A 22452-nucleotide genomic window follows, 5' to 3' on the forward strand; every position below is an offset into this window, starting at 1 on the left:
ACCACCATGTTAAGTTATGATTCCATTGCTTCCCTCGTGGAAGCTGCTGAAAAAGAAGAAAAAAAAATCAGTGAAGTCGTCCTTGCCGATCAGGCTGCTGATATGGGCCTTTCGGAAGAAGAAGTCTTCGCAAAGATGGACCATGATGTCGATGTCATGATTGAGGCGGTCCAGTTTGGCAAACAGAAGGATCAAAAGTCCACGAGCGGTCTCACCGGCGGCGAAGGCTACAAAATGGATGTATACAGCACGGAAACCAAGGGCGGCCTTTCCGGCAATATTGTGAGCCGCGCCATGATGCGGGCCCTTTCCGTATCCGGCTGCAACGCTTCCATGGGGCGCATCGTGGCTACGCCGACGGCCGGCAGCTGCGGCATCATGCCTGGCTGTCTCCTTACCCTCATGGAAGATAAGGGCATGGACCGCAAGGATGTGGTCATGAGCATGTTCACGGCGGCAGCCTTCGGAATGGTCATCGCCAAGAACGCCTGCATCGCCGGCGCCCAAGGCGGCTGCCAGGCAGAATGCGGCAGCGCGGCCGGCATGACGGCCGCTGCCATGGTCGAACTATCAGGCGGTACGCCTTCACAATGTGCTGACGCCTGTGCCGTTGCCATCGCCAACCAGCTCGGCCTTGTCTGCGACCCTGTCGCCGGCCTTGTGGAAATTCCCTGCGTAAAGCGTAACGCCGGCGGCGTTGTCATCGCTTTCTCCTCTGCCGATATTGCCCTTGCCGGCATCGGCTCCTGCATTCCCGTTGATGAATGCATCATCGCCATGAGAAATGTCGGCAATGCCCTTCCTGCCAGCCTTCGAGAAACAGCAGGCGGCGGTCTTGCTGCCACGCCGACCGGTCGCCGCATGAAAGAACAAGTTTTTGGCAAAGATAAGGAGTAAGAACGTAAAAGACCTTCCAGCTGCCGCTGGAAGGTCTTTTTTTGTCAGATGGCCTTTTTCTCCCGCTTGACTTTTTGATTGTATTTTTGGCTCAGCTCGTTTATAGAAGCACCCTTCATCCAGTCTTCCACGGCGTCTGCCGCCTTTTCCAGGATCTGGGCAATCGTTTCCCGATCCGTTCCCTCAAATCGATGCAGGACATGGGAAACTACAGCTTCCTGGACACGCAGGGGATGGCCGATGCCCACTTTGATGCGAGGATAGTGTTCACTTCCCAGCGCCTTTTCAATGGACTTAAGCCCATTATGGCCACCGGATGTTCCCTGTTTACGGATCCGGAGCGACCCTACGGGAAGGTCCATATCGTCCTGGATGACTAGGACGTCTTCCGGCTGCAGATGGTAGAAACCTGCAAAATCACGGACGGCATCGCCGCTAAGGTTCATGTATGTTGTGGGTTTGATGAGAAGCACTTTTTCCGGGACCCGTTTTTCCAAATAAAAGGCCCGTTCTGCCTTTCTCCAATCCCCTTCCATACCCCAGCGCCGGGCCAGGATATCAGCTGTCATAAAGCCAATATTATGGCGCGTCATCGCATATTCCGGACCAATATTGCCGAGGGCAACTACGAGTTTCACTCCCTGTTCCTCCTTTTTAGGTGACAAAAGGAGCTGCTGCAGAGTGTGCTGCAGCAGCTCCCGAATGGCCCCAAAGCTCACGTTCCTTACTCCTCGAAGAGCTGGCTGATGGACAGCTGATTGTAGATGCGAAGGATGGTCTCCGCCAAAATAGGAGCCACGGAAAGTTGGGTAATCTTCGGATGTTTCTTATTCGGAGGCAGGGGAATCGTGTTCGTAACGATCAATTCCTTGATGTTGCTCTTGGCGATGCGGCTGAGAGCCGGATCGGTCAGGATGGGATGGGTGCAGCAGGCATAAATTTCCTTGGCACCGAACTTTTCAAGGGCTTTGGCCCCTTCCGTCAGGGAACCTGCCGTATCCACAATGTCATCCACCATGATGCAGATCTTGTCCTTGACATCACCGATGAGGTTCATGACTTCTGCCACACCCGGTTCCGGACGGCGCTTGTCGATAATGGCAATGCCGCAGTTGAGGCGCGTGGCAATCTTGCGGGCACGGCTGACACCCCCTAGATCCGGGGAAACAACAATCATGTCTTCATGGCTGAACCCTTTTTCCTTAATGTAGTCAGCAAGGATTGGGCCGCCAGGCATATGGTCTACAGGGATATCAAAGAAACCTTGGATCTGGGCAGCATGCAGGTCAATGGTGACAACGCGGGTAATACCGGAAACAGCCATCAGATCAGCCATCAGTTTTGCCGTAATCGGTTCGCGGCCGCGGGCTTTGCGGTCCTGACGGGCATAGCCATAAAAAGGCACAACGGCCGTAATATGTCTTGCGCTGGCACGTTTGAAGGCGTCGCACATGATGAGCAGTTCCATGACATTGTCATTGACGCTGGGTCCGCAGGTCGGCTGGATAACAAATACATCCTTGCCGCGGACACTTTCATTGATCATGACCTGAACTTCGCCGTTGTTGAAACGGTTGATGACGGCATCCCCTACTTGTGTGCCCAGATACGCGGCAATTTCGCGTGCCAGGTCCGGATTGGCGTTACCGGAGAAAATCTTCATGTCATCGCCTGTCTTATTACCCAACATTCTTATACCCCCAACTATTTTGTAAAAAATTTATCAGTACGCTACCAATAGGTAAAGTATACAACGGGAGGCCGTCAAAAACAACCTCATTTTTCCCGATGCTTCTTAGCCCAACCCTCGAGGTTCACCTGTTTGCCCCGCGCTACGGCAAGTGCGTCTTCCGGCACATTCTTCGTAATGGTCGAGCCGGCCGCGACATAACTTCCCCGACCAACGGTAACCGGCGCCACCAGGTTGCTGTTGCAGCCCACAAAGGCGTTGTCCTCGATGGTAGTGCGGTGTTTTTCCTTACCATCATAGTTGACCGTGATGGTGCCGCACCCCATATTGACACCGCTGCCAATGTCGCTGTCACCGATGTACTGAAGATGGGGCAGCTTGCTTCCTTCGCCGACCGTGGAATTTTTCACTTCGACAAAGTTGCCGACCTTGACATGATCGGAAAGCACCGTATGGGGGCGCAGATGATTGAAGCAGCCCATCGTCACTCCATTTCCGACACGGCAGTCATGAGCATAGGCAAACTGGATGGATGACCCATGGCCGACGGTGACATTCGTAAAGCGAACATTGGGCCCAATGACGCAGTCCTCGCCGATTTCCGTCTCTCCTTCGAGGAGGGTAAAGGGATACAGGACCGTATCACGACCCACCTTGACCCCTTTTTCCACAAAGGTCGTGGAAGGATCCATGATGGTGACGCCTTCATCCATGAGACGGCCCACAATGCGCTCATTCATGACGCGCTGGGCCTGAGCCAGCTGGCGGCGGGAATTGATGCCCATGACCATGTCAAAGTCCTGGGTCTTGATGCCGCACACATCGCGGCCCCGTTTCAGGCATTCGGCCAAGATATCGGTCAAATAATATTCCCCTTGGGCATTGTCATTGGACAAGTTTTCCAGAAGGGTAAAAAGCAGCGGCATTTCCACGCAGTAAATCCCCGTATTGATTTCGTGAATCTTCCGCTGGGCCTCACTGGCATCCTTTTCTTCCACGATGCCCGTAACGCGGCCTACACTGTCACGCAGAATGCGGCCATAGCCGAAGGGATTGGGGGCGTCTGCCGTAAGGACACTGACGCCGGCACCGCTTTCAAGGTGCGTCTCATAAAATTTCTTCAGCTCCGCGCCTTCCAAAAGGGGCGTATCCCCGCAGAGGATAAGGGCCGTTCCTTTTTCCCCGCCCAAAAGATCCCGCGCCTGGAGAACGGCATGACCCGTTCCCAGCTGTTCTTTCTGGATGGCCACACGGGCCCGGGTTCCGAGGAACTCCGTGACCTTTTCCGAGCCAAACCCGACAATGACGATCTCATCATCGACACCGGCCTCCCCTGCTGCGTCAAGGACGTGTTCCAGCATGGGTTTTCCCGATAATTTATGTAGGACCTTAGGGAGTTTGGATTTCATCCGCGTTCCCTTTCCTGCCGCAAGAATTATGGCAGCAAATTCTGACATGGTTCGATAGCCTCCTCATGGATAGGCCCGCATAAAATCTGTTAGCGGACCTCGATAGTATATCCTGCTTGGCGCAGCTCTTCTTCAATCTCATTGACATGAGCTGCGTTCTTGGTTTCCAGTTCGACGGAAACGAGGGTTTCACCAAGAAGCAGGCTGCGATCCACCCGTTCGTGGGTGATGGACAGGATGTTAGCCTGCATTTTTTCCAGGTGTTTGATGAATTTTACAAGTTCGCCCGGCCGGTCAGCCATTCTCGTTTCTAATTTCACGCGGCGTCCCGTCCGCATGAGCCCCGTTTCGATAATCCGGGAAACGGTGTTGACATCAATGTTGCCGCCGCTGATGACAAGGGCCGTCTTGCCCGGTGTAGGGATAAGATGCTGCAGGGCAGCCGCAACCGGCATGGCACCGGCGCCTTCCATGACCAGTTTGCCCCGTTCGAGGACAAGCAGCATGGCAGCTGCAATATCTTCTTCCTTAACCAGAAGCATATCATCGACATACTTTTGGATCAAGGAAAAAGTCAGTTTTCCCGGCATCCCAACAGCACAGCCATCGGCAATGGTCTTGCCCGACGGATGACTGACCCATTTGTTCTGCTTCTTACCAAGATAAATGGCCGGGGCCTTTTCACTCTGCACGCCATAGACCTTGACATGGGGCGCCTTGTTCTTGACGGCCGTGGCAATCCCGGAAAGCAGTCCGCCGCCGCCAGCAGGAACAACAATGTTTTCAATATCAGGGCACTGTTCAAGGATTTCAAGCCCTACCGTCCCTTGACCGGCAATGACCATGGGATCATCATAGGGATGAACGAAATAAGCGCCGGTTTCCTTTTGGATTTCCATGGCCTTGGCCAAGGATTCGTCGAAAGTCTTGCCGTGGAGGACAACATTGGCACCATAGCCCTTGGTTGCCTGCACCTTGGCAAGGGGGGCGGCTTCCGGCATGACGACCGTGGAACGGATAGCGTTCATGGTCCCGCCGAGGGCAACGCCCTGGGCATGGTTGCCGGCAGAGGCTGCAATGATTCCGCGCTCTTTTTGTTCCGGGCTCAAAGTCATGATGCAGTTAGAAGCACCGCGGATCTTGAAGGAACCTGTGCGCTGGAGATTTTCAAGTTTCAGGTAGGTTTCCCTGTCTGCCAAAGTGGTAATCGTGTGGGACATGTCAAGGGGCGTCTCATGGACCAGACCTTTCAGACGGGCTCTAGCTTCTTCAATGGCGTTGAGTGTTACACTTGCTTCGTTCATGTTTGGTTTTCCTCCTTAAAAGAAAATCTTGAATGGGATAATGGGGATGGATTCTTATAACATTTCGGGAACGATGTCAACCGCTTTACTGGTTTCATCGACACCCCGAAGCGTCAGCAGGGATGCATATTCACGAACAAGTTTCTTGGCAGGGTCCTTGGCAGCAATGAAAAGATAGACGCCGACGACTTCCGCGCCCACTTCTTCGGCAAGTTCGCACAAGCCGTTGGCTGTACCGCCGGCACGCATGAAGTCATCGATGACAAGGACGCGGGCCCCATGGGGCAGGGCTTTTTTAGGAAGCGACATGGACTGGATCTTCTTAGTGGAACCAGACAGATAGCTGATGCTCACGGCCGGGCCTTCCGTAATACGCGCTTCCTTGCGGGCCATGACCATGGGAATATTGAACGCCTTGGCAGCAGACAGGCCCAAGGGAATGCCTTTTGTTTCAACGGTCATGATGTACTGGGGTTTCAGTTCGATGCTGCGCTGCATGATGATTTCTCCCAGACGCGATACAATCTGGGGATTGAGGATGAGGTCATTCATATAGATCATGCCGCCCGGCAGGACGCGGTCCGGTGAATTGAGGCGTTCACAAAGCTCACCCAAGAACTGATTGTCCGATTTGGCCGTGTGGTAAGGAATGAAACGGACGCCGCCGCTGGCGCCGGCCACCGTCTCAATGATGCCAAGGTCATAGGCAGCAAGACCGTTGCGAACAGTCTGCACATCCTCACTCAGCGTGGATTTGGCGACAGTGAATTTGTCGCAGAAATAGGAAAATGGAAACAGCTGGAAAGGCTTATCCGTCAGTTCCTTGGTCAGGGCCACGATCCTTTCCAAACGTTTTACTCTAGCCATAAGATCCCCTCTACTTTCTGATGCATGACTTGCGCTTATTTCTTTTTATGGTTCGTGTTTCTTGGTTGGTACCAGGTGCTGTTCTTCAATGACGCGGAGCAAGGTTCGTTCCGCATTTTCCATATGGGTCTTGACGGCCATCTGGGCTTTTTCCACGTCCCGCTGGGCAATGGCATCCACAATGGCTCGATGTTCCAAAAGCATTTCGTCAAGACGGCCCGGGTAAGGCATGCTCCGTTCACGGATGCTTGTGATCTGCTGCCGAAGGGTGCTGATGATGTTCATGCAGCGTTTATTGCGGCTGGCCTTATAGATGACATCATGGAAAGCCGTATCCATTTCAACGATTTTTGCATAGTCAAGACGGCTCACATACGTCCTTGTGGCAATGAGATATTTATCCATTTCCTCGATTTCAGAATCCTCGATGCGCTCTGCCGCAAGCCCTGCCGCCAAGGTTTCAAGGGCCGTACGAATCTCATAGACTTCATTGATGTCATGGATTGATACGTCGGCAACGTAAGCACCGCGCCGCGGAATCATGACCACAAGGCCTTCCTGTTCCAAGTTGCGGATGGCTTCCCGGATTGGGGTCCGGCTGACCCCCATTTCGTCAGCAAGCTGCAGTTCCGTCAGACGCATCCCGGCGGGAAAATCCCCGCTCAAGATGGCATCCCTGATATTTTCAATGACCACTTCCCGAAGCGGTTTATAAGTATCCAGGGGAATCTGCCTCAAATGTTTAACCATAATACTCCTCCTCCGTACAAGCCACATCCAGAAGCAGGTCCTGGGAAAAAGTTTCCCGGAGCTTTTCCTTCAGTCGGCATGCCGTTTCTTCATCTTTTACAAGACCAAAGACGGTAGGGCCGCTGCCGCTCATCATGGCCTTTTCCGCACCTAGACGAAGCATCGCCTCTTTCAAGGCAACCAGAAAGGGAACCTTTTCCAAGGTAACCGCTTCCAGGTCATTATTGAGCGCAGAAAGAAGGGCCTTCGTGTCGTGGTGCTCGAGTGCGGCCACACAGGCATCGGTATCCGTTTCTTTCCGGTCCTTTACGCCGTCCAAGGCGCGATAGACCTCTGCCGTCGAAACCCCTAGGGCCGCTGGTTTGGCAAGGACCATCCAGAGCGTAGGTGACGGAGGCAGCGGTCTCATCAATTCCCCTCTTCCAAGGGCGCGCTGCGTCCCACCGGCAATACAGAAAGGAACGTCACTGCCAATTTCAGCAGCCGCTTCTTCCAATTGCCCCCTTGTAAGGGGCTTTCCATAGTACCGGTTGAGGATGCGCAGGACCCCTGCTGCATCTGCACTGCCGCCAGCAAGACCGGCAGCAAGATAAATGCGTTTTTGGATGTGGATGTGAACCGCCGGCTTTATTTTTGTCCATTTTTCAAAAACAAGGGCTGCTTGGTAAGCCAGATTGCGTTCATCACAAGGCAAGGCTGAGCTATCTATGGTCAAGGTAAGGGTAGGAGCTTCTTCCAGCGTAATCGTGTCCGCAAGGGAGATACTCTGCATGACCATATCGACATCATGAAACCCATCGGCACGGCGCTTTCCAACGCGCAGGGCCAGGTTGATCTTGCCAGGGGCGAATTCCTTCATGTTCACTTTCCACCTCTTTGTATTTTGTATTCATTGTACCGTGAAACGGCAATAAAAACAAGTAAATTGTGAACATTCGCAAGAATATTTTCAAAAAACGTTCTTGTTCAAAATGTCCATCTGTCAAAGTACATGAAAACATGATAGAATAGGACAAGCAGCGAAAAAGCAAAACTGAATGGATGGGATAAGCACGGACTTAAGATGCATCCATCCTTTCCTGTGCCCGTTCCTGATCAAACAAAGAAGGTGACCTCCATGAAAAAACACATCATCAAGTATCTCCATTTTGCCCTGGGCTGTTTCATCATGGCCCTTGCCATCAACGTTTTCCTCGTCCAGCACCATTTCCTTTCCGGAGGGATTGCAGGTCTTGCCATGCTGATTTACTATATTGCAGGCTTTCCCATGGGCGTCACAAGCTTTCTGCTCAACGTGCCGCTCTTTTACATGGCCTATAAATTCATGAGCCGCAAATTCCTCGTGGATAGCCTCATTGGAACCGCGCTCTTTTCCATCTTCCTTGATGGGACGGCCTTCCTCTCCCACACAACCTATGTCACAGATCCCCTTCTTACCTGTATTGCTGGCGGAGCCCTTGAAGGCATTGGTGCGGCTTTGGTCTACCGTGTGGATGGATCGACGGGCGGCGTCGATATCCTAGGGTTCATTGCCAAGAAATTCTACAACATTGGAATCAGTACAACCAACTTTATCTTCAATGCCATTGTCGTTACTTGCGCCCTCTACTTTGTCGGCCTTGAACCGGTCCTCTACAGCCTCGTCCTGTTCTTCCTCTGCTTTAAGGCCACAAACGTCGCCATGGTGGGCTTTGACTACAAAAAAAGTGTGCTCATCATCACCCAGCAGCCTGATACGATCCGCAAGCTGGTCATCAGTGAAGTGAACCGAGGCATTACCATTCTCAAAGGGGCCGGCGGCTATACGGGAAAAGACAAGGAAATCCTTCTTGTCGTCGTAAAGATTCGCCAGTTGGGACACCTGCTGAAACTCATCGAGCGCGTCGACCCTGCTGCCTTTGTCCTCGTCCAAGACGCAAACGATGTCTTTGGACGGGGCTTCACCCAGCCCGATGTCTACCTGCCGCCAGCAGAAGGTGAAAAAGAAAAGCACGCATAAAGAAAGTCAGCCAAAGAAAAACAGCTTTCCATAGGTAAAAGAGCCTATGGAAAGCCGTTTTTCCCGTTAGGGCGTTTTTAGGACGTCCCATGCTGGAGCACCGTGCCAGAGCCGTTATGTCAAGGGCCATGGAGCAAGCAAAAAAGCGTCCATTCCTTTTTCCCTTATTTGGATGGCCTCAGATTCCCTTTTCTTCCCTGCCATAGGAGCATCCAAAGGGCCAAGAAAACCGGATCAGAAGCGGGCTTTCCTTGTTCCTCCGTCTATTCGAAAAAAGGGCTACCCGCAGGCAGCCCTTTTTTCTTTTTTACGAACCTTTATTTGAACAAGTTCGTAAAGACCATGATGACACTGGAGTTGATAAAGTCGATAAACAAGGCACCAACCAGCGGTACACAGAAGAATGCACGCGTGGAAGGACCGTGGACGGCCGTAACCGCACTCATGTTAGCCATTGCGTTTGGCGTTGCGCCCATCCCGAAGCCGCAGACAGCGGAAACTTCGACGGCAGCATCGTAATCGCGGCCCATGGCGTTGAATACGACAAAGTAGGTGAACAGGGCCATGAGGATAACCTGAGCCACAGCGATGACAGAGAGCGCACCGGCGATATCGAAAAGTTCCCAGATACGCAGGCTCATCAGGGCCATGGACAGGAAGATGTTGAGGCCAACATCACCCATGGTTTGGATTTCAGGAATTGGCACGTCAAGGCTGGAGGAATGGTCAGCCGTATTGCGAAGAACAGCCGCTACCAGCATGGAGCTGATATAGAACGGGAACACAAGGCCAATGCCTTTAAAGAAGGCAGCGACATAGGTACCAACACCCATGCAGAGCAGGATTTCGCCCGTAGCCAGCATGAATTTTTCCGGAACCATGGGAACAACGGCAGCCGATTCCACATCAGAAGCCTGATCGGCAGCCGATACATTCGTTTCGTTGCTGTGCAGGTTATACTTGGAAATCAGGCGATGGGCAATCGGGCCGCCCATGAGGGAGCCGGAAATCAGGCCGAAGGTTGCCATGGCGATAGCAACGGCACTGGCGCGTTCAACGCCCATGTTTTCAAAGAAAGGACCAAAAGCAGCACTCGTGCCATGGCCGCCGACAAGCGGTACGGAACCGGCACAGAGACCAAGGAGCGGATGCAGGCCCACAACTTTGGCAAGGCCGACACCAATGACGTCCTGCAGGGTAACAAGGATAGCGCAGACAATCGTGAGGATCAGAACGTCGCGGCCGCCTTTTTTAAGAAGAGCAAAGGATGCCGTAAAACCAATGCTCGTAAAGAACATGTTCATAAAGAAGCTCTGCTGTACCGTATCAAGTTTGATGGCACCGACGCCGCTCTGATGAAGGGCGAGGTTCAAAAGAGCAAAGAGGATACCGCCAATAACCGGGTTCGGGATGCAGTACGTACGCAGGAACTTAATGCGGGCTTTCAGGAACTTGCCCAGATAATACAGTAAAATGCCGACTGCCATTGTTTGATAAGAATTCAAAGCTAATGTCATCGTAATACTTCCTCCTCAAGTTCAATCTCTTCCTACTAATGCAATGATAATTTCCTCAAGACGTGACCACTTCCATCCTTTGTCCCCGCCTCCACTGCGGGAAGTGATGGCCAGCACCGCCAGATCCACCAAGGCTTTTTGTAAGGATTCATGGGAATAATTTCGTGCATGCTGCATGGCAAGCTTGGCGATGTAGGGATTCTTTTTCAGGGTTTGGGCAATCTCGTCCTGTCGAGCACCTTTTGCCATCATGGCTTTGACTTGGGTCAATAGACGCAGGGAAGACGTAACGACATAAAGGGCCAAAACAAATTTGGCGTCGTTCTTCCGTTCTGCTGCAATCAGTTCAAGGGCTAAGGTCAGGTTCCTCTCTTCGATGGCCCGGCCTAGGGCGAAGTTCGATACTTGGGGCAACTGGGAAAACATCTGCCGTACATCATCAGCGGTCCAGATCTTGCGGTTCCCGGCAAAAAGGGCAATCTTCTCGATTTCCCGCTCCAAAAAAAGGAGAGGGACTTCATTTGCCGCAGCTACATAATCTTCAATCAAGGCTTTGGCCCCTTGGTCAAAGCGGGCGCCGTAGCGCTCAGCCTGTTCCTGCAAAAAAGGCATGAGGGCTTTGGTCTGATACCATTTGATGGGCTGACACTCAACCAAGGGGGCAATCGCTCCGAGCTTTTTTGCCGCGCTCGTCCGCTTATCGATGGCGCTTAGCTGGACGAGGACGTAAGTCGTAGCAGGAATGTCACTGACAAGTTCAAGGAAGGCCTCCAGAGGACTTTCCTTTTTTTGCTTTTTCCCTTGGTCTGCGGATCACTTGCTGCGTCTTTGGTTTTTGCAAGAACAAACGGATCACTGACAATGACCCAGTTGAGCCCCCCAAAAAAGGACTGGGAATAAATCGCTTCCCGCAGATCGACAAGATTGAATCGATCCTCGAAAGTCCAGGTGTTTAGTTCCTCTCCTTTATGGTCGAAGGCAATCCGTTTTTTCAGGGTTTCCTTGATGGCCTTTTGGTAGTATTCCTCATTTCCGATGGCTACCACAAGATGGGGACAGGATCCGCCCTTTTTCCTGAGGTTCGCTAGGAACTGGTCCGCTGTCACGTTCAACCTTGATCACTCCTAGAAACAGTTTCGCTGACAGCGATAACTATACCACTTCGGTCCAGTCTCGTCAAAAACAACCTTGATGGCGCCCCCTTCGTCCGTTCTTGCTACGGGAATCCCTAAATATTCCAGGCGTTCAAGGACCTCGTCATGGGGATGGCCAAACCGGTTGTTCCGGCCAACGGAAATGACGGCAACCTTAGGCGATACCGCTTTGAGGAAAGCCATTTCCGAAGAAGTTGAAGAACCGTGATGGGAAACCTTCAGCACATCGCTCCGGATTGGGGCTGCCGCTGCGGCAAGTTCAATTTCACTTGTCGCATCCCCGGTCAGGAGCACTTTGCTTTTTCCGCACGCAACAAGCACCACTGCAGAGCTCTCGTTTGCATTGCCTCCTTTCTCTGCCATTTTCGGTGCGTCTACAATATTAATTATATGCGATTTAAAACGGATGTGAATTGTTTTTTGCATTTTGTATACAATTTTGTGATTTGTTTTTTTCATGATATATATTAATTTTTCTACATCATTACTGTCTTTTTCCTGTGGAAGGAGCAGCCGTTTCACAGGCAGCCAGCGTGCGATTCCAGCGGCTCCGCCGGCATGGTCATGATGGCCGTGACTGATAATCATCGTATCGATCTGGGTTACGCCAAGGGCCCGAAGCGCAGGTACGACAACCCGTTCCCCTACCTCATAGTGTCCGTTTAATCCCCCTGTATCGATAAGAACGTTCTTCCTGTCCGGCATAACAAGAAGGCAACAGTCGCCCTGCCCTACATCAAGGAAATACGCTGTAAAAGGTACTTTTTGAAAGCGAGGATAGAAAAACAGGGCAGCAAGGCAGAAAGCGGACGCAAGAGCCGCCTTTTTCCGGTACCGAGCAAGACGGGATCCCTGTGGAAAATCGCCAAGGAGCAGACTGAGCAAAAGACCATAGCAAAAAAGCGCCCCAAAGCCCAAGGGCCCCGTTGTAACCATGAAGGGCCGGCTTTCTGAAAGCAGACGGCCCAGTTCAAGAGATAGACTGACGAGACTGCCTGCCATAACAAAAAGGACCCGTCCCAAAAAGGGCAGGACAAGACCCCCAAAAACGGCACTGACGGCAAGAACGAGAGAAAGGCTCAAAAGCGGCACAAGAAGCAGATTGGCTGGAAGGGATAGGAGGCTCACGGCGTGGAAATAATGGACAAGCAAAGGAAGGGAAAAAATATGGGCCGCGAGGGGAACAGAAAGGGCCGTCCCAAGGCCCTGCCCTAAAAAAGATGCAAGCCCCCGTTCCACCCTCTCCTTTAAGAGCATCAGTCCGGCCGCTGCCGCAAAAGAGAGGGCAAAGCCAATATCCCAGATCCAAAAGGGATGGATGCCCAGCAGCAAAAGGGCCGAAAAGCCAAGAAAAGACGGTCCGCTTGCCCGGCGCCCCAACAGCTCCCCCAGCAAGACGCCGCTGCCAAGGAGCACTGCTCGGCAGACAGATGCCCGAAGCCCGCAAAGGATGGCGTAGCAGAACAGAAAAAAGAGGCCCCCCAGCGGTTTGACAGGGCGCGGCAGCGGGAGATACTCCGCCGCCAGGACATAGAGACCAAGGAGAAGTGCCACATGGCTTCCAGATACAGAAAGAAGATGGGACAATCCGCAGGCCGTAAAGATCTGGAGTGACGAGGCGTCCATCCCTTCACTGCCGCCGAGGAGCATGCCCCCTAGGAGGGCGGCCTCGCGCGGAGGAAGGGCCTCCGAAAGCCGTTTTCTTACGGTGCTGCCCCACTCGGCTATCCGGTCCAGGGCATCTTTTTCTCCCCCTTCATAGTGCAGACAGCCATTTTGGGTCCTGATCCTTCCCGGAATCTTTCGGGCAGCACTGCGCTTTGTTTCATCCACCATACCAGGATTATAGAACGTTTCTATCGGTTCCAGGCAGCCTTCTGCCGTATAGGTCCCCCATGAAGGTCCAGGAAGGGTCCCCAAATGAAGAACCGGGATGCGCATGCCTTCATAAAGAAGCGTAAAAGAAACAGATCGATCCCGGACGCGCAGAGAGCCTGGCTCGACCCGCCCCGTAAGCCTTACAGGGTTCCCCAAAAAAGGAGCCATACGGCTTGCCGCGCTCTGCCGTTCCCGCCCGGAAAGGGCCCCGATAAAGAAGGCGGGCAATAAAAAGAAGATCAGGATGCCCCCTTTTTTCCTTTCCTTCCAGAAAAGAGCTGCAAATAGGCTCCCCAATAGCAGGCCTAAAACAAGCCATCTGGAAGGCCGGGCTGAAAGCCCCCACAGTGTGCCCAGACTAAAGCCCAGTCCGGCCCAGGAAAGGGGCGTCATGGGATGACCTCCACAAGCTCCCGGAACCGGGAAAGGTTTTTAGGCCCTATGCCCTTGACGCGCAGCAGCTCATCCACGGATTGAAAAGGGGCCTTGTTCCTTTCTGAAATGATGCGCTGTGCCATACCTGGGCCAATCCCGGGGAGATGTTCCAGTTCTTCCTGGGACGCATCATTGAGATTGATTCTTAGGAACCCAGCGGCGCCTTTATCTTTCCTTTTCTCTTTTTCCCGAGCAGGCAAGTCGCCCGCAGAAGGCGGCGCTTTTCTCGCTGCAGGGCGCCGATTCTTACGCATCGGCACGTTCACTTGACAGCCATCCTTGATTTTTTTCGCTAGGTTGACCCGCGTTTCATCAGCCTCATCCGCCATGCCGCCTGCCTTGCGGATGGCATCGGCATAGCGCAGGCCCGGTGCAAGGTCATAAAGACCTGGGTACATGACGGCACCGCTGACATAGACACGAAGACTGGGAAGCGCCTTCTGCTCCCGCTGCTTTGTCATGACTGCCTCAGGATCCAGCGGGGCCTTATTTTGCCGCGGCGTTTCTTCCCAATAAAGGGTGGTTCCCACAATAAGAACCATGAGGACAAAGATGACAGCTGCTTTTCTGCGGTTCCATAGATTCATGATGCGACCTCCTTTTCAAAAAAAAAAAGCAGGCCATCTCCCCGCGAAGGGGTGATAACCTGCTTTTGAACGATTGCAATCGTCTAAAAGGGAATCCTTATTTCAGTAAAACGTCTTACGGTTTTACCACAATGTTGACCAGACGGCCCGGAACGGCAATGACGCGGACAACCTTGCCGCTGCCGATGGCCTCCTTGACAGCCTTGCTTTCCAAGGCGACCTTGCCCAAGGCCTCCTTATCCATTTCCGGATCGACCATGATGCGGTCCTTCGGCTTTCCGTTGACTTCAACAAGGACCTCTACTTCATCGACCTTGATGGCTTCTTCATCGTACTTCGGCCAAGCCTGTTTATGGATGCTTTCCGAATCATCGATAGTGCCGTGCCAGAGTTCTTCCGTAATATGGGGAACGAAGGGCGCCATCACAAGGAGCAGATCCGTAATGACTTCCCAGATGAGGCCCGGATGTACTTTCTTGGCCTTATCCTTATAGGCATAAAGAGCATTGACCAGTTCCATCATGGTACTGATGGCCGTATTGAAGTTGAAGCGGCTGTCCAGGTCCTCTGTGATCTTTTTCAGGCTCACATGGAGGATATGGCGCATTTCCCGGCCTGCTTCATCCAGTTCCTTCACATCATAGGTCTTGACCTTCTTTTGGAGTTCATCCTGGAAGTGGTAGACAATACGCCATACACGGTTCAGGAAACGGAAGGATCCTTCGACACCTTGGTCGCTCCATTCCAGTTCCCGTTCCACAGGGGCGGCAAACATAATGAATAGCCGGGCCGTATCGGCGCCGTACTTGCCAATGATTTCTTCCGGGGAAACGACATTGCCCAGGGACTTGCTCATCTTAGCCCCGTCCTTGATGACCATCCCTTGGGTCAGGAGGTTCGTGAAAGGTTCGTCAACCTTGACAAGACCGGCATCACGCAGGACCTTCACAAAGAAACGGGAATAAAGCAGATGGAGGATGGCATGTTCAATGCCGCCGATATATTGGTCCACGCTCATCCAATGATCGACCGCTTCATGGCTGAAGGGTGCCTGATCGTTATGGGGATCGGTGTAACGCAAATAGTACCAGCTCGAGCAGACGAAGGTATCCATCGTATCCAATTCACGCGTTGCAGGGCCGCCGCATTTCGGGCAGGTGCAGTGCACGAAGGATTCGCTCGTAGCAAGAGGGCTCTTGGCGCCGGCCGCAAACTTGACATCTGTCGGCAGTTTTACAGGCAGATCCTTTTCCGGGACGAGGACTTCGCCGCATTGCGGGCAATTGATGACCGGAATGGGTGCGCCCCAATAGCGCTGACGGCTGATCAGCCAGTCGCGGAGGCGGTAATTGACGCGCCGTTTGCCCAGGCCCTTTTCTTCCATGTAGTCCATGATGGCTCCCATGGCTTTATGCATTTCCATACCCGTGAAGGGACCGGAATTAACGAGGACACCGTCCTTTTCCGTATAGGCGTCGTCCATTTCCTCAAGCTTCAGTTCATGATCCTTTGGCTGGAGGGTAAGGATCTTCTTGATACCGTATTTTGAAGCAAACATCCAGTCACGATGATCTCCGCTCGGTACACCCATGACGGCGCCCGTACCGTAGTCAAAAAGGACATAATTCGTAATCCAGATCTCTACCTTATGTCCCGTCAAGGGATGAACACAGTCATAGCCCGTATACATGCCCAGTTTTTCTGAGTCAGCACTGGTCCGCTCAATATCCGACGTATTGCGGACCTTGTCACAGAAGGCTTCAAGTTCAGCCCGTTTAGGGTTGTTTTCAAGGATCTTGGCAACAAGGGGATGCTCCGGCGGAATGACGACGAAGGTGACGCCGTAGATTGTATCCGGACGGGTTGTATAGACGGGGAGCTTGGTCCCAAGGTCCGGGCAGTCAAAGCTGAATTCCAGTCCTTCGCTGCGGCCAATCCAGTTGCGCTGCATGGTCTTGACCGGTTCAGGCCAGCCCTTCAAAAGGTCAAGGTCCTTCAAGAGTTCATCGGCATAATCAGTGATCTTAAAGAACCACTGGGACAGGTCCTTTTTGACGACCGGTGTATCACAGCGCCAGCATTTTCCGTCAATGACCTGTTCGTTGGCAAGGACGGTGTTGCATTTTTCGCACCAGTTGACCGGGGCCGTTTTCTTGACGGCCAGGCCGCGCTTATACATGAGTTCAAAGAACCACTGGGTCCACTTATAGTAATCTTCCATACAGGTCTTGACTTCGCGGTCCCAATCATAGGAAAGGCCCATGCGTTTTTGCTGGTCTTCCATGTTGGCAATGTTTTCAAGGGTCCATTTGGCCGGCGGAATGTTATGTTTGATGGCGGCATTTTCCGCGGGCATGCCAAAGGAGTCAAAGCCCATGGGATGAAGGACGTTGTAGCCCCGCATGGTACGGAAACGAGCAACGACATCACCAATGGAATAGTTCCGTACGTGCCCCATATGAAGGTTGCCCGAAGGATACGGGAACATTTCAAGGACGTAATATTTGGGGCGGGGATCATCATTACTGACCTTGTAGGTATGATGATCTTCCCAATACTTTTGCCATTTGGCTTCCGCCTTATGGGGTTCATACTTTTCACTGATCATGGCTTGGCCTCCCTATTTTGGAAACATAAGTGAAATCCCTTGCAATACGGCATTCGATTCTGTAACATAATGGTATTGAAGGAAGTGAACGTACCCCCACCGGATAGAGGCGGGAGCTTCCTGCTTCAACGAGAACAGCACCGCTGACGCAAAAAAGCCGCGATGACTTACACACTCTCCACAAGCGTAGATTTCCGTGCGACCCACGGTATTTCCGCAGTGAAAAATTATTTTCCAAGGGCATTGAAGCCTTGGGAAACCTGCAATTCATCTCACCGCCTACGGCGTTGGTGGGACTTCTTGCAGAATAGGTTACCATTCACTACAATAGATTCATTATATAGTTGACGCCTCATAAAGTCAACGTAGGAAGGAGCACCATTCATGGCCTTTTATGCAATTGGGGACCTGCATCTATCCGGGGCTCCCCCGACAAAACCCATGGACGTCTTCGGCCCTCAGTGGAAAGACCATCGGGAAAAGATCATCCAGCACTGGAAAGAAACCATTGGCACTGACGATACGATTATTCTTTGCGGTGACACGTCGTGGTCCATGGACCTGTCCGATGCCATCGAAAAAGATTTTTCCATGCTTTCCGCACTTCCAGGAAAGAAGATCATCCTCAAAGGGAACCACGATTATTGGTGGTCCAGCATGCGCAAGCTGGAACAAGCCTTTAAGGGCCGTTTCCAGTTTCTTCATAATAGCTGCGTTGTGGAAAAGGATACGGCCATCTGCGGCACCAGGGGATGGAACCTTCCCTCCATGCCGGAATTTACGGACCACGATGACCTCCTATATAAACGCGAGATCCAGCGCCTCGAGCACTCCCTCAAAGAAGCCAAGTCGTCCGGCGCCAAACGGATCATTGCGGCCCTCCACTACCCTCCCCTCTACGAACCGGAAGAAGTGACAGGCTTTACCGAGCTCTGCCGGGACTACGAAGTCACAACCTGTATCTACGGCCACGTCCACGGTGACGCTGCCCATTTCCTGAACCTCTTCCAAGGCGTCCGGGATGGCACGCGGTACCGCCTCGTCGCGTCCGATTACATTGATTTTTGTCCGGTCAAGATCCTTGACTGACCGGAGAAAGGATTTCCTGTGCATCAATATCTCTTTTTTATCGGCAATTTTCCCATCCGTATGTATGGCCTCATGCTCTGCACGGCCATCTTCATGGCAACGGGAACGGCTTATTTCCTTGCTTATAAGGACGGACGGGGCTGGGAAAAGTACCTGCCCGACATCGGAATCTACGGCGGTTTTGCCGGCATCATCGGAGCCCGCCTTTGGGACGTGTTCTTTTTTGACTGGGCCTATTACAGCGACCACCTGTCAGAGATTTTCTTTGTCTGGCAGGGCGGCATGGCCATCCAAGGCGGCATCGTTGGCGGGATTCTTGCCGGCGCCCTCTACTGCAGGGCCCATAAGATCAATTGGATTGATATGCTGGACGTGATTTCCCCGGCCCTATTCATCGGCCAGTCCATCGGCCGCATGGCAAACCTCTTAAATGGCGATGCCTTCGGTGCGCCCACTGGCGGTGATTTCGGTATCCTCTATCCCGTCGGGACCCTGGCCCGCAGCACCTATGGAAACGCGCCCCTATGGCCGGCAGAAGTCTGGGAAGGACAGATTGATGTCATCCTTTTTGCGCTGCTCATCATATTCCAGTCCCGGCCTTACAAACGCGGCCAGTGCTGCTTTCTTTACGTCATGCTCTACTCGGCGCTGCGCTTTTTCCTTGAATTCCTCCGCGGCGATTATGTGGAGCCCTTCCTTTTTGGCCTCAAATCAGCCCAGGCAACAAGCTTGATTTTCTTTTTTATCGCCCTCATCGGCTTTATTGGGAGCGGCCTCAGGAAGACACAGGCCTAGAACAAGACAGACAAAAAACTGCCCTTGTAGGGCAGTTTTTTATTTTCCATTTTTTTCTTATGCGTCCTGCCGCTCCGCAAGGGCTGCTTTTCCAAGGCGCCACAAAGGCAGGGCATACAGATAAAAAGCAAAGAGCATACTTGAAATGGGCGCGCCAATAAACGTCAAAGGTACAGCGCCGGCAATGCACCAAGGCACAAGGGTGCTCATGACAACAGCCGTATCTTCAATGGCAAGGGCAAGCTCCTTGCCGTCGGGCATGATCTTGCGGGAAAGGTCACGCGTCATGATGATGGCAAGGGTCTGGTTCGACCCAATGAGGGAACTGATCGTCGCCGCGCCAAAGACGCCGGCAAACGGAAAGAAGCGCTTTGTCAGAGCAAGGAGGACCGATTCAATATTGCGAAGCAGGCCCGTCTTATTAAAAATACCGGAATAGCAGGACCCAATCATGACGATGCCCGTCGTACCAGCCATGGAAAGAAGGCCCCCGCCACGGAGCATGGCATTGAGCTGAGGGTCCGGGGAGGTAAAGCCAAAGAACATGACATGAAGGATAGCGGGAAGGGAAAGGCCCTGATAGAGATACGCGCAGAGGAAACTTAGGACAACACTCACAAAAAGGGTCTTTTTCACAGCCACGCGGAAAAAAGCCAAAACAAGGATGCTGGCCGCCGGGATGAGCATGGCATAGGATACGTCAAAATGGGATGCAAAAAGGTGCTTCACGGCGCTTACCGTCTCCGCCGTGCCTTCTCCCCCACCCATGAGGCCATAGAACACAAGGGAAAGGAGAAAGGGGACCAAAGCACTTTTCATCATGCGCTGGATATTGTCATAAAGGTTCGTTCCCGTCAGGTCTGCCGTAAGGAGCGCGCTTGTCGACACGGGAGAGCAGCGGTCCCCAAAGTAGATTCCCGACAGGACAGCCCCGCCAACGAGCGCCTTGGAGGCCCCCAGGGTTGATGCAATGGTCATGGAAATGAGCCCCATCGTTGCCGCTGTCCCAAAGCTCGTTCCCATCAAAAAAGACAGGAGGCAGTTAAGGACAAAGGTAAGGAGTACAATCAGTGCGGGATCGATGACGCCGGACGCATAGTAGACAATGGTCGGGATGGTTCCGCCAGCCCGCCAAAGCCCCGTCAAAAAGCCAATGATGACAAACGTCATGAGGATATTGCGGATGGTCTTCACACCGGCGGCCCACATGCCCACGATTTCCTTTAGGGAAAAACCCTGGTAGCGGGCATAGCCGCTAAAGATCAGGAGCCCTGCAAAAAGAGCAGCTAAAATGGGAACCCCTGTAAAGACACTGCCTAAAAGAAGCAGGGAAAAAAACAATAAAATGACATTTTCAAGCATGGCTGGGGACGCCTCCTAAAATAAATCCGCAAAATGGGCATAATGGAGGATTTCCCCTCTTTCGCCAAGGACCCTGACCGCTTGAGGGTCAAGAAGGGCAAACCCCTTGACCTCCTCTTTTTGGACCGTGACCGCCAATTCCGTAAAGGGAAGGCGCACTTCATAAATGTCGACAAAGTAGTTGTTCTGTTCTTTTGGGGAATCATTGCGATATGTATGGATAAGACGGACCGCCGCTTTATCCGGCACAAGGCCCGTTTCTTCCCGCGTTTCCCGAAGGACCGCTTCAAGAGACGTTTCGCCTGCCTTGACACCGCCGCCGGGGATCTCCCATTTTCCAGGTGCCCACTGCTTATCGAGCTGACGCTGGGTAAGCAGGATGCGTCCCGTTTCATTGATAATAAGGGCAAGGACCGTCAAATGATAATCGCCCGGTTTCATATGCCAATCATTGCGCGCCATGGTGCGGCCTGTGCGTTCTTTTTTCTCGTCATAGATATCCCAATATTCCATGCTAGTCCTTCTCCTTTTCGCAAAGTGCGTCGAAACGCTGCAGCACGGTTTTCATTTCCTCCGTAAAATATTCTTCCGCTATTTTATAGATAGAGGCAGGAATGCCAAAATAAGGTTCTGCAAGGCTTCCGCTGATGGCGGCAAGGGTATCTGTATCACCGCCGAGACTGACAGCGCGCCTTAGCGCATCCTCAAAACTGTCCGATGCCAAAAAGGCCGTCAGGGCCTGGGGTACGGATCCGTCGCAAGTTGCCTCCCCTTCGTAATGGCTTCTAAGCTCGTCAAAAGGTTCCGAAAGGTCATAAAAGCGCCCCAGATAAGTACGGATCACGTCCTTCCTGGCTCCCGAGCGAGCAAGGAAGATGGCTCCCGCAACAGCTTGGGCCGCCTTTTCCGCACTTTTTTCATTATGGCTCACACGGCAGGAAATAAGAGCCAGTTCCTCGGCTTCCGCCAAGGTGTAGGCAAACCAGCCAGCCGGAGAAACGCGCATGGCCGCTCCATTCCCGCAGCTGCCATAAGGCCCCATGGTCTCATCCATGAGCCACGCCTTGAATTTCTGTCCATAGCCGGCATCCGGATAGGTGCGCCCCAACCTACGCATCCGTTCGCAAAGAAGGGGGCCCAATACGCTTTCTGTTTCAGGAAGGTCGGTTTCCCGCATCGTCAGGAAGGCTTCTGCCACGGCGGCCGTCATCAGGGAGTCATCCGTCACGCGGCACCCTTCGGCAAACAAGTCGAATTCCTTTTCCCGAAATCCGGTCCACTCAAAACGGGACCCTACAATATCACCAATAAAGGCACCCTTCACAGCCTATCCCTCCCTTTTGGCAGCAGTTATACCCCATACTCCAAGACAACAGGACAGTGATCACTGCCCATGATTTCGTTCATGATGGTTACATCCCGGATCTTGTCACGACCGGCTTCTGAAACAAGGAAATAATCAATGCGCCACCCCGCATTCCGTTCGCGGGCCTTGAACATATACGACCACCAGGTATAGGCCCCTTCCCGATCAGGATAGAGCATACGGAAGGAGTCAACAAAGCCCCGGGCAAGGAACGCATCGAGCTTTTGCCTCTCCTCGTCAGAAAAACCGGCATTGTGATGGTTGGAATCGGGGTTCTTGAGATCAATGGGTTCGTGGGCCACATTCATGTCCCCGCAGACAATGGTGGTTTTCTTCTTGGAAAGGTCCTCACAGTACGCCTGGAACGCGTCTTCCCAAGCCATGCGATAGCTTAGGCGAGCCAGCTCGCGCTGCGAATTGGGCGTATAGACATTGACAAGGTAAAAATCATCATATTCCGCCGTAATGACGCGGCCTTCCTGGTCATGTTCCTCGATGCCCAGACCATAGGTCACGGAAAGGGGCTTGATCCGGGAAAAGATGGCCGTTCCGGAGTAGCCTTTTTTAACGGCACTGTTCCAATATTCATAATAGCCGGGAAAGTCAAAGCTGGCCTGTTCCCGCTGCATCTTCGTTTCCTGGATAGAGATGATATCGGCGTCCAGTTTTTCCATGGACTCCTTAAAGCCCTTATTCATGCAGGCCCGAAGGCCGTTGACATTCCAGGTGACAAGTTTCATGAGAT

The 22452-nt window shown here is 52.7% G+C and carries 21 protein-coding genes; 4 read left to right on the top strand and 17 right to left on the bottom strand.

Annotated elements, in window-relative coordinates:
• The first annotated feature begins 6 nt into the window (after positions 1–6).
• On the top strand, positions 7–897 hold the full coding sequence (gene sdaAA / locus HMPREF1246_RS06420) for an L-serine ammonia-lyase, iron-sulfur-dependent, subunit alpha (protein WP_021737061.1): 891 nt from the start codon (positions 7–9) through the stop codon (positions 895–897).
• Positions 898–941: 44 nt separating this feature from the next.
• Here the strand turns inward: sdaAA and pth are convergent, their stop codons facing one another.
• From pth to ispE, 7 genes are all read right to left on the bottom strand, one after another.
• A complete protein-coding gene (gene pth, locus HMPREF1246_RS06425; RefSeq protein ID WP_227077592.1) occupies positions 942–1535 on the bottom strand; it encodes an aminoacyl-tRNA hydrolase in 594 nt (197 codons plus the stop codon).
• An 86-nt stretch (positions 1536–1621) separates the two neighbouring features.
• Positions 1622–2587, bottom strand: coding sequence for a ribose-phosphate pyrophosphokinase (locus HMPREF1246_RS06430; RefSeq protein ID WP_014128199.1), 966 nt, complete (start codon positions 2585–2587; stop codon positions 1622–1624).
• An 86-nt stretch (positions 2588–2673) separates the two neighbouring features.
• On the bottom strand, positions 2674–4044 hold the full coding sequence (gene glmU / locus HMPREF1246_RS06435; RefSeq protein WP_009015495.1) for a bifunctional UDP-N-acetylglucosamine diphosphorylase/glucosamine-1-phosphate N-acetyltransferase GlmU: 1371 nt from the start codon (positions 4042–4044) through the stop codon (positions 2674–2676).
• Between the two features lie 41 nt (positions 4045–4085).
• Positions 4086–5300 carry a threonine ammonia-lyase gene (gene ilvA / locus HMPREF1246_RS06440; protein WP_009015496.1) on the bottom strand — a complete coding sequence of 405 codons (1215 nt, stop codon included), beginning with the start codon at positions 5298–5300 and terminating at the stop codon, positions 4086–4088.
• A 54-nt stretch (positions 5301–5354) separates the two neighbouring features.
• Positions 5355–6167, bottom strand: a complete 813-nt coding sequence (purR, locus tag HMPREF1246_RS06445; protein ID WP_021737057.1) for a pur operon repressor — start codon at positions 6165–6167, stop codon at positions 5355–5357.
• A gap of 45 nt (positions 6168–6212) precedes the next feature.
• On the bottom strand, positions 6213–6917 hold the full coding sequence (locus tag HMPREF1246_RS06450) for a GntR family transcriptional regulator (protein WP_009015498.1): 705 nt from the start codon (positions 6915–6917) through the stop codon (positions 6213–6215).
• Positions 6910–7776, bottom strand: coding sequence for a 4-(cytidine 5'-diphospho)-2-C-methyl-D-erythritol kinase (ispE, locus tag HMPREF1246_RS06455; RefSeq protein WP_035224488.1), 867 nt, complete (start codon positions 7774–7776; stop codon positions 6910–6912). The genes HMPREF1246_RS06450 and ispE overlap by 8 nt, the downstream gene beginning before the upstream one ends.
• Positions 7777–8034: 258 nt before the next feature.
• Here ispE and HMPREF1246_RS06460 point away from each other — a divergent pair, with 258 nt between their 5' ends.
• A complete protein-coding gene (locus HMPREF1246_RS06460; protein ID WP_016459708.1) occupies positions 8035–8916 on the top strand; it encodes a YitT family protein in 882 nt (293 codons plus the stop codon).
• A 317-nt stretch (positions 8917–9233) separates the two neighbouring features.
• Here the strand turns inward: HMPREF1246_RS06460 and gltS are convergent, their stop codons facing one another.
• The 6 genes from gltS to leuS all read right to left on the bottom strand — a co-directional run bounded on the left by gltS (position 9234) and on the right by leuS (position 17095).
• The gene (gene gltS, locus HMPREF1246_RS06465; RefSeq protein WP_009014842.1) at positions 9234–10433 is read right to left on the bottom strand and encodes a sodium/glutamate symporter; all 1200 of its coding nucleotides are present in this window, start codon (positions 10431–10433) and stop codon (positions 9234–9236) included.
• 21 nt (positions 10434–10454) lie between these two features.
• Positions 10455–11207 carry a DNA polymerase III subunit delta gene (holA, locus tag HMPREF1246_RS06470; RefSeq protein ID WP_369794667.1) on the bottom strand — a complete coding sequence of 251 codons (753 nt, stop codon included), beginning with the start codon at positions 11205–11207 and terminating at the stop codon, positions 10455–10457.
• Positions 11144–11545, bottom strand: coding sequence for a hypothetical protein (locus HMPREF1246_RS10855; RefSeq protein ID WP_021737025.1), 402 nt, complete (start codon positions 11543–11545; stop codon positions 11144–11146). The genes holA and HMPREF1246_RS10855 overlap by 64 nt, the downstream gene beginning before the upstream one ends.
• 12 nt (positions 11546–11557) lie before the next feature.
• The gene (locus HMPREF1246_RS06475) at positions 11558–13858 is read right to left on the bottom strand and encodes a DNA internalization-related competence protein ComEC/Rec2 (RefSeq protein ID WP_021737017.1); all 2301 of its coding nucleotides are present in this window, start codon (positions 13856–13858) and stop codon (positions 11558–11560) included.
• Positions 13855–14487 carry a helix-hairpin-helix domain-containing protein gene (locus HMPREF1246_RS06480; protein WP_021737045.1) on the bottom strand — a complete coding sequence of 211 codons (633 nt, stop codon included), beginning with the start codon at positions 14485–14487 and terminating at the stop codon, positions 13855–13857. The genes HMPREF1246_RS06475 and HMPREF1246_RS06480 overlap by 4 nt, the downstream gene beginning before the upstream one ends.
• Before the next feature lie 115 nt (positions 14488–14602).
• Positions 14603–17095 (bottom strand): leucine--tRNA ligase, encoded by a 2493-nt coding sequence (gene leuS, locus HMPREF1246_RS06485; protein WP_009014846.1) that lies wholly within the window; start codon positions 17093–17095, stop codon positions 14603–14605.
• Between the two features lie 384 nt (positions 17096–17479).
• On the opposite strand from leuS, the gene HMPREF1246_RS06490 reads away from it, so the two are divergent.
• Both HMPREF1246_RS06490 and lgt read left to right on the top strand, forming a co-directional pair.
• Positions 17480–18184, top strand: a complete 705-nt coding sequence (locus HMPREF1246_RS06490) for a metallophosphoesterase (RefSeq protein ID WP_021737050.1) — start codon at positions 17480–17482, stop codon at positions 18182–18184.
• Between the two features lie 18 nt (positions 18185–18202).
• A complete protein-coding gene (gene lgt / locus HMPREF1246_RS06495; protein WP_009014848.1) occupies positions 18203–18979 on the top strand; it encodes a prolipoprotein diacylglyceryl transferase in 777 nt (258 codons plus the stop codon).
• A gap of 57 nt (positions 18980–19036) precedes the next feature.
• Here lgt and HMPREF1246_RS06500 read toward each other — a convergent pair whose 3' ends face one another.
• The 4 genes from HMPREF1246_RS06500 to HMPREF1246_RS06515 are packed head-to-tail and all read right to left on the bottom strand — an operon-like array spanning position 19037 to position 22447.
• Positions 19037–20341: a Na+/H+ antiporter NhaC family protein gene (locus tag HMPREF1246_RS06500; protein ID WP_021737018.1), complete on the bottom strand. Its 1305-nt coding sequence runs from the start codon at positions 20339–20341 to the stop codon at positions 19037–19039.
• Positions 20342–20356: 15 nt separating this feature from the next.
• The gene (locus HMPREF1246_RS06505; RefSeq protein ID WP_021737021.1) at positions 20357–20854 is read right to left on the bottom strand and encodes an NUDIX domain-containing protein; all 498 of its coding nucleotides are present in this window, start codon (positions 20852–20854) and stop codon (positions 20357–20359) included.
• A 1-nt stretch (position 20855) separates the two neighbouring features.
• Positions 20856–21665, bottom strand: coding sequence for an ADP-ribosylglycohydrolase family protein (locus HMPREF1246_RS06510; RefSeq protein ID WP_009014851.1), 810 nt, complete (start codon positions 21663–21665; stop codon positions 20856–20858).
• A gap of 26 nt (positions 21666–21691) precedes the next feature.
• On the bottom strand, positions 21692–22447 hold the full coding sequence (locus HMPREF1246_RS06515) for an exodeoxyribonuclease III (RefSeq protein ID WP_009014852.1): 756 nt from the start codon (positions 22445–22447) through the stop codon (positions 21692–21694).
• Between the last annotated feature and the right edge of the window lie 5 nt (positions 22448–22452).

The sequence above is a fragment of the Acidaminococcus sp. BV3L6 genome, assembly GCF_000468835.1.
GTDB classification, from domain to species: domain Bacteria; phylum Bacillota; class Negativicutes; order Acidaminococcales; family Acidaminococcaceae; genus Acidaminococcus; species Acidaminococcus intestini.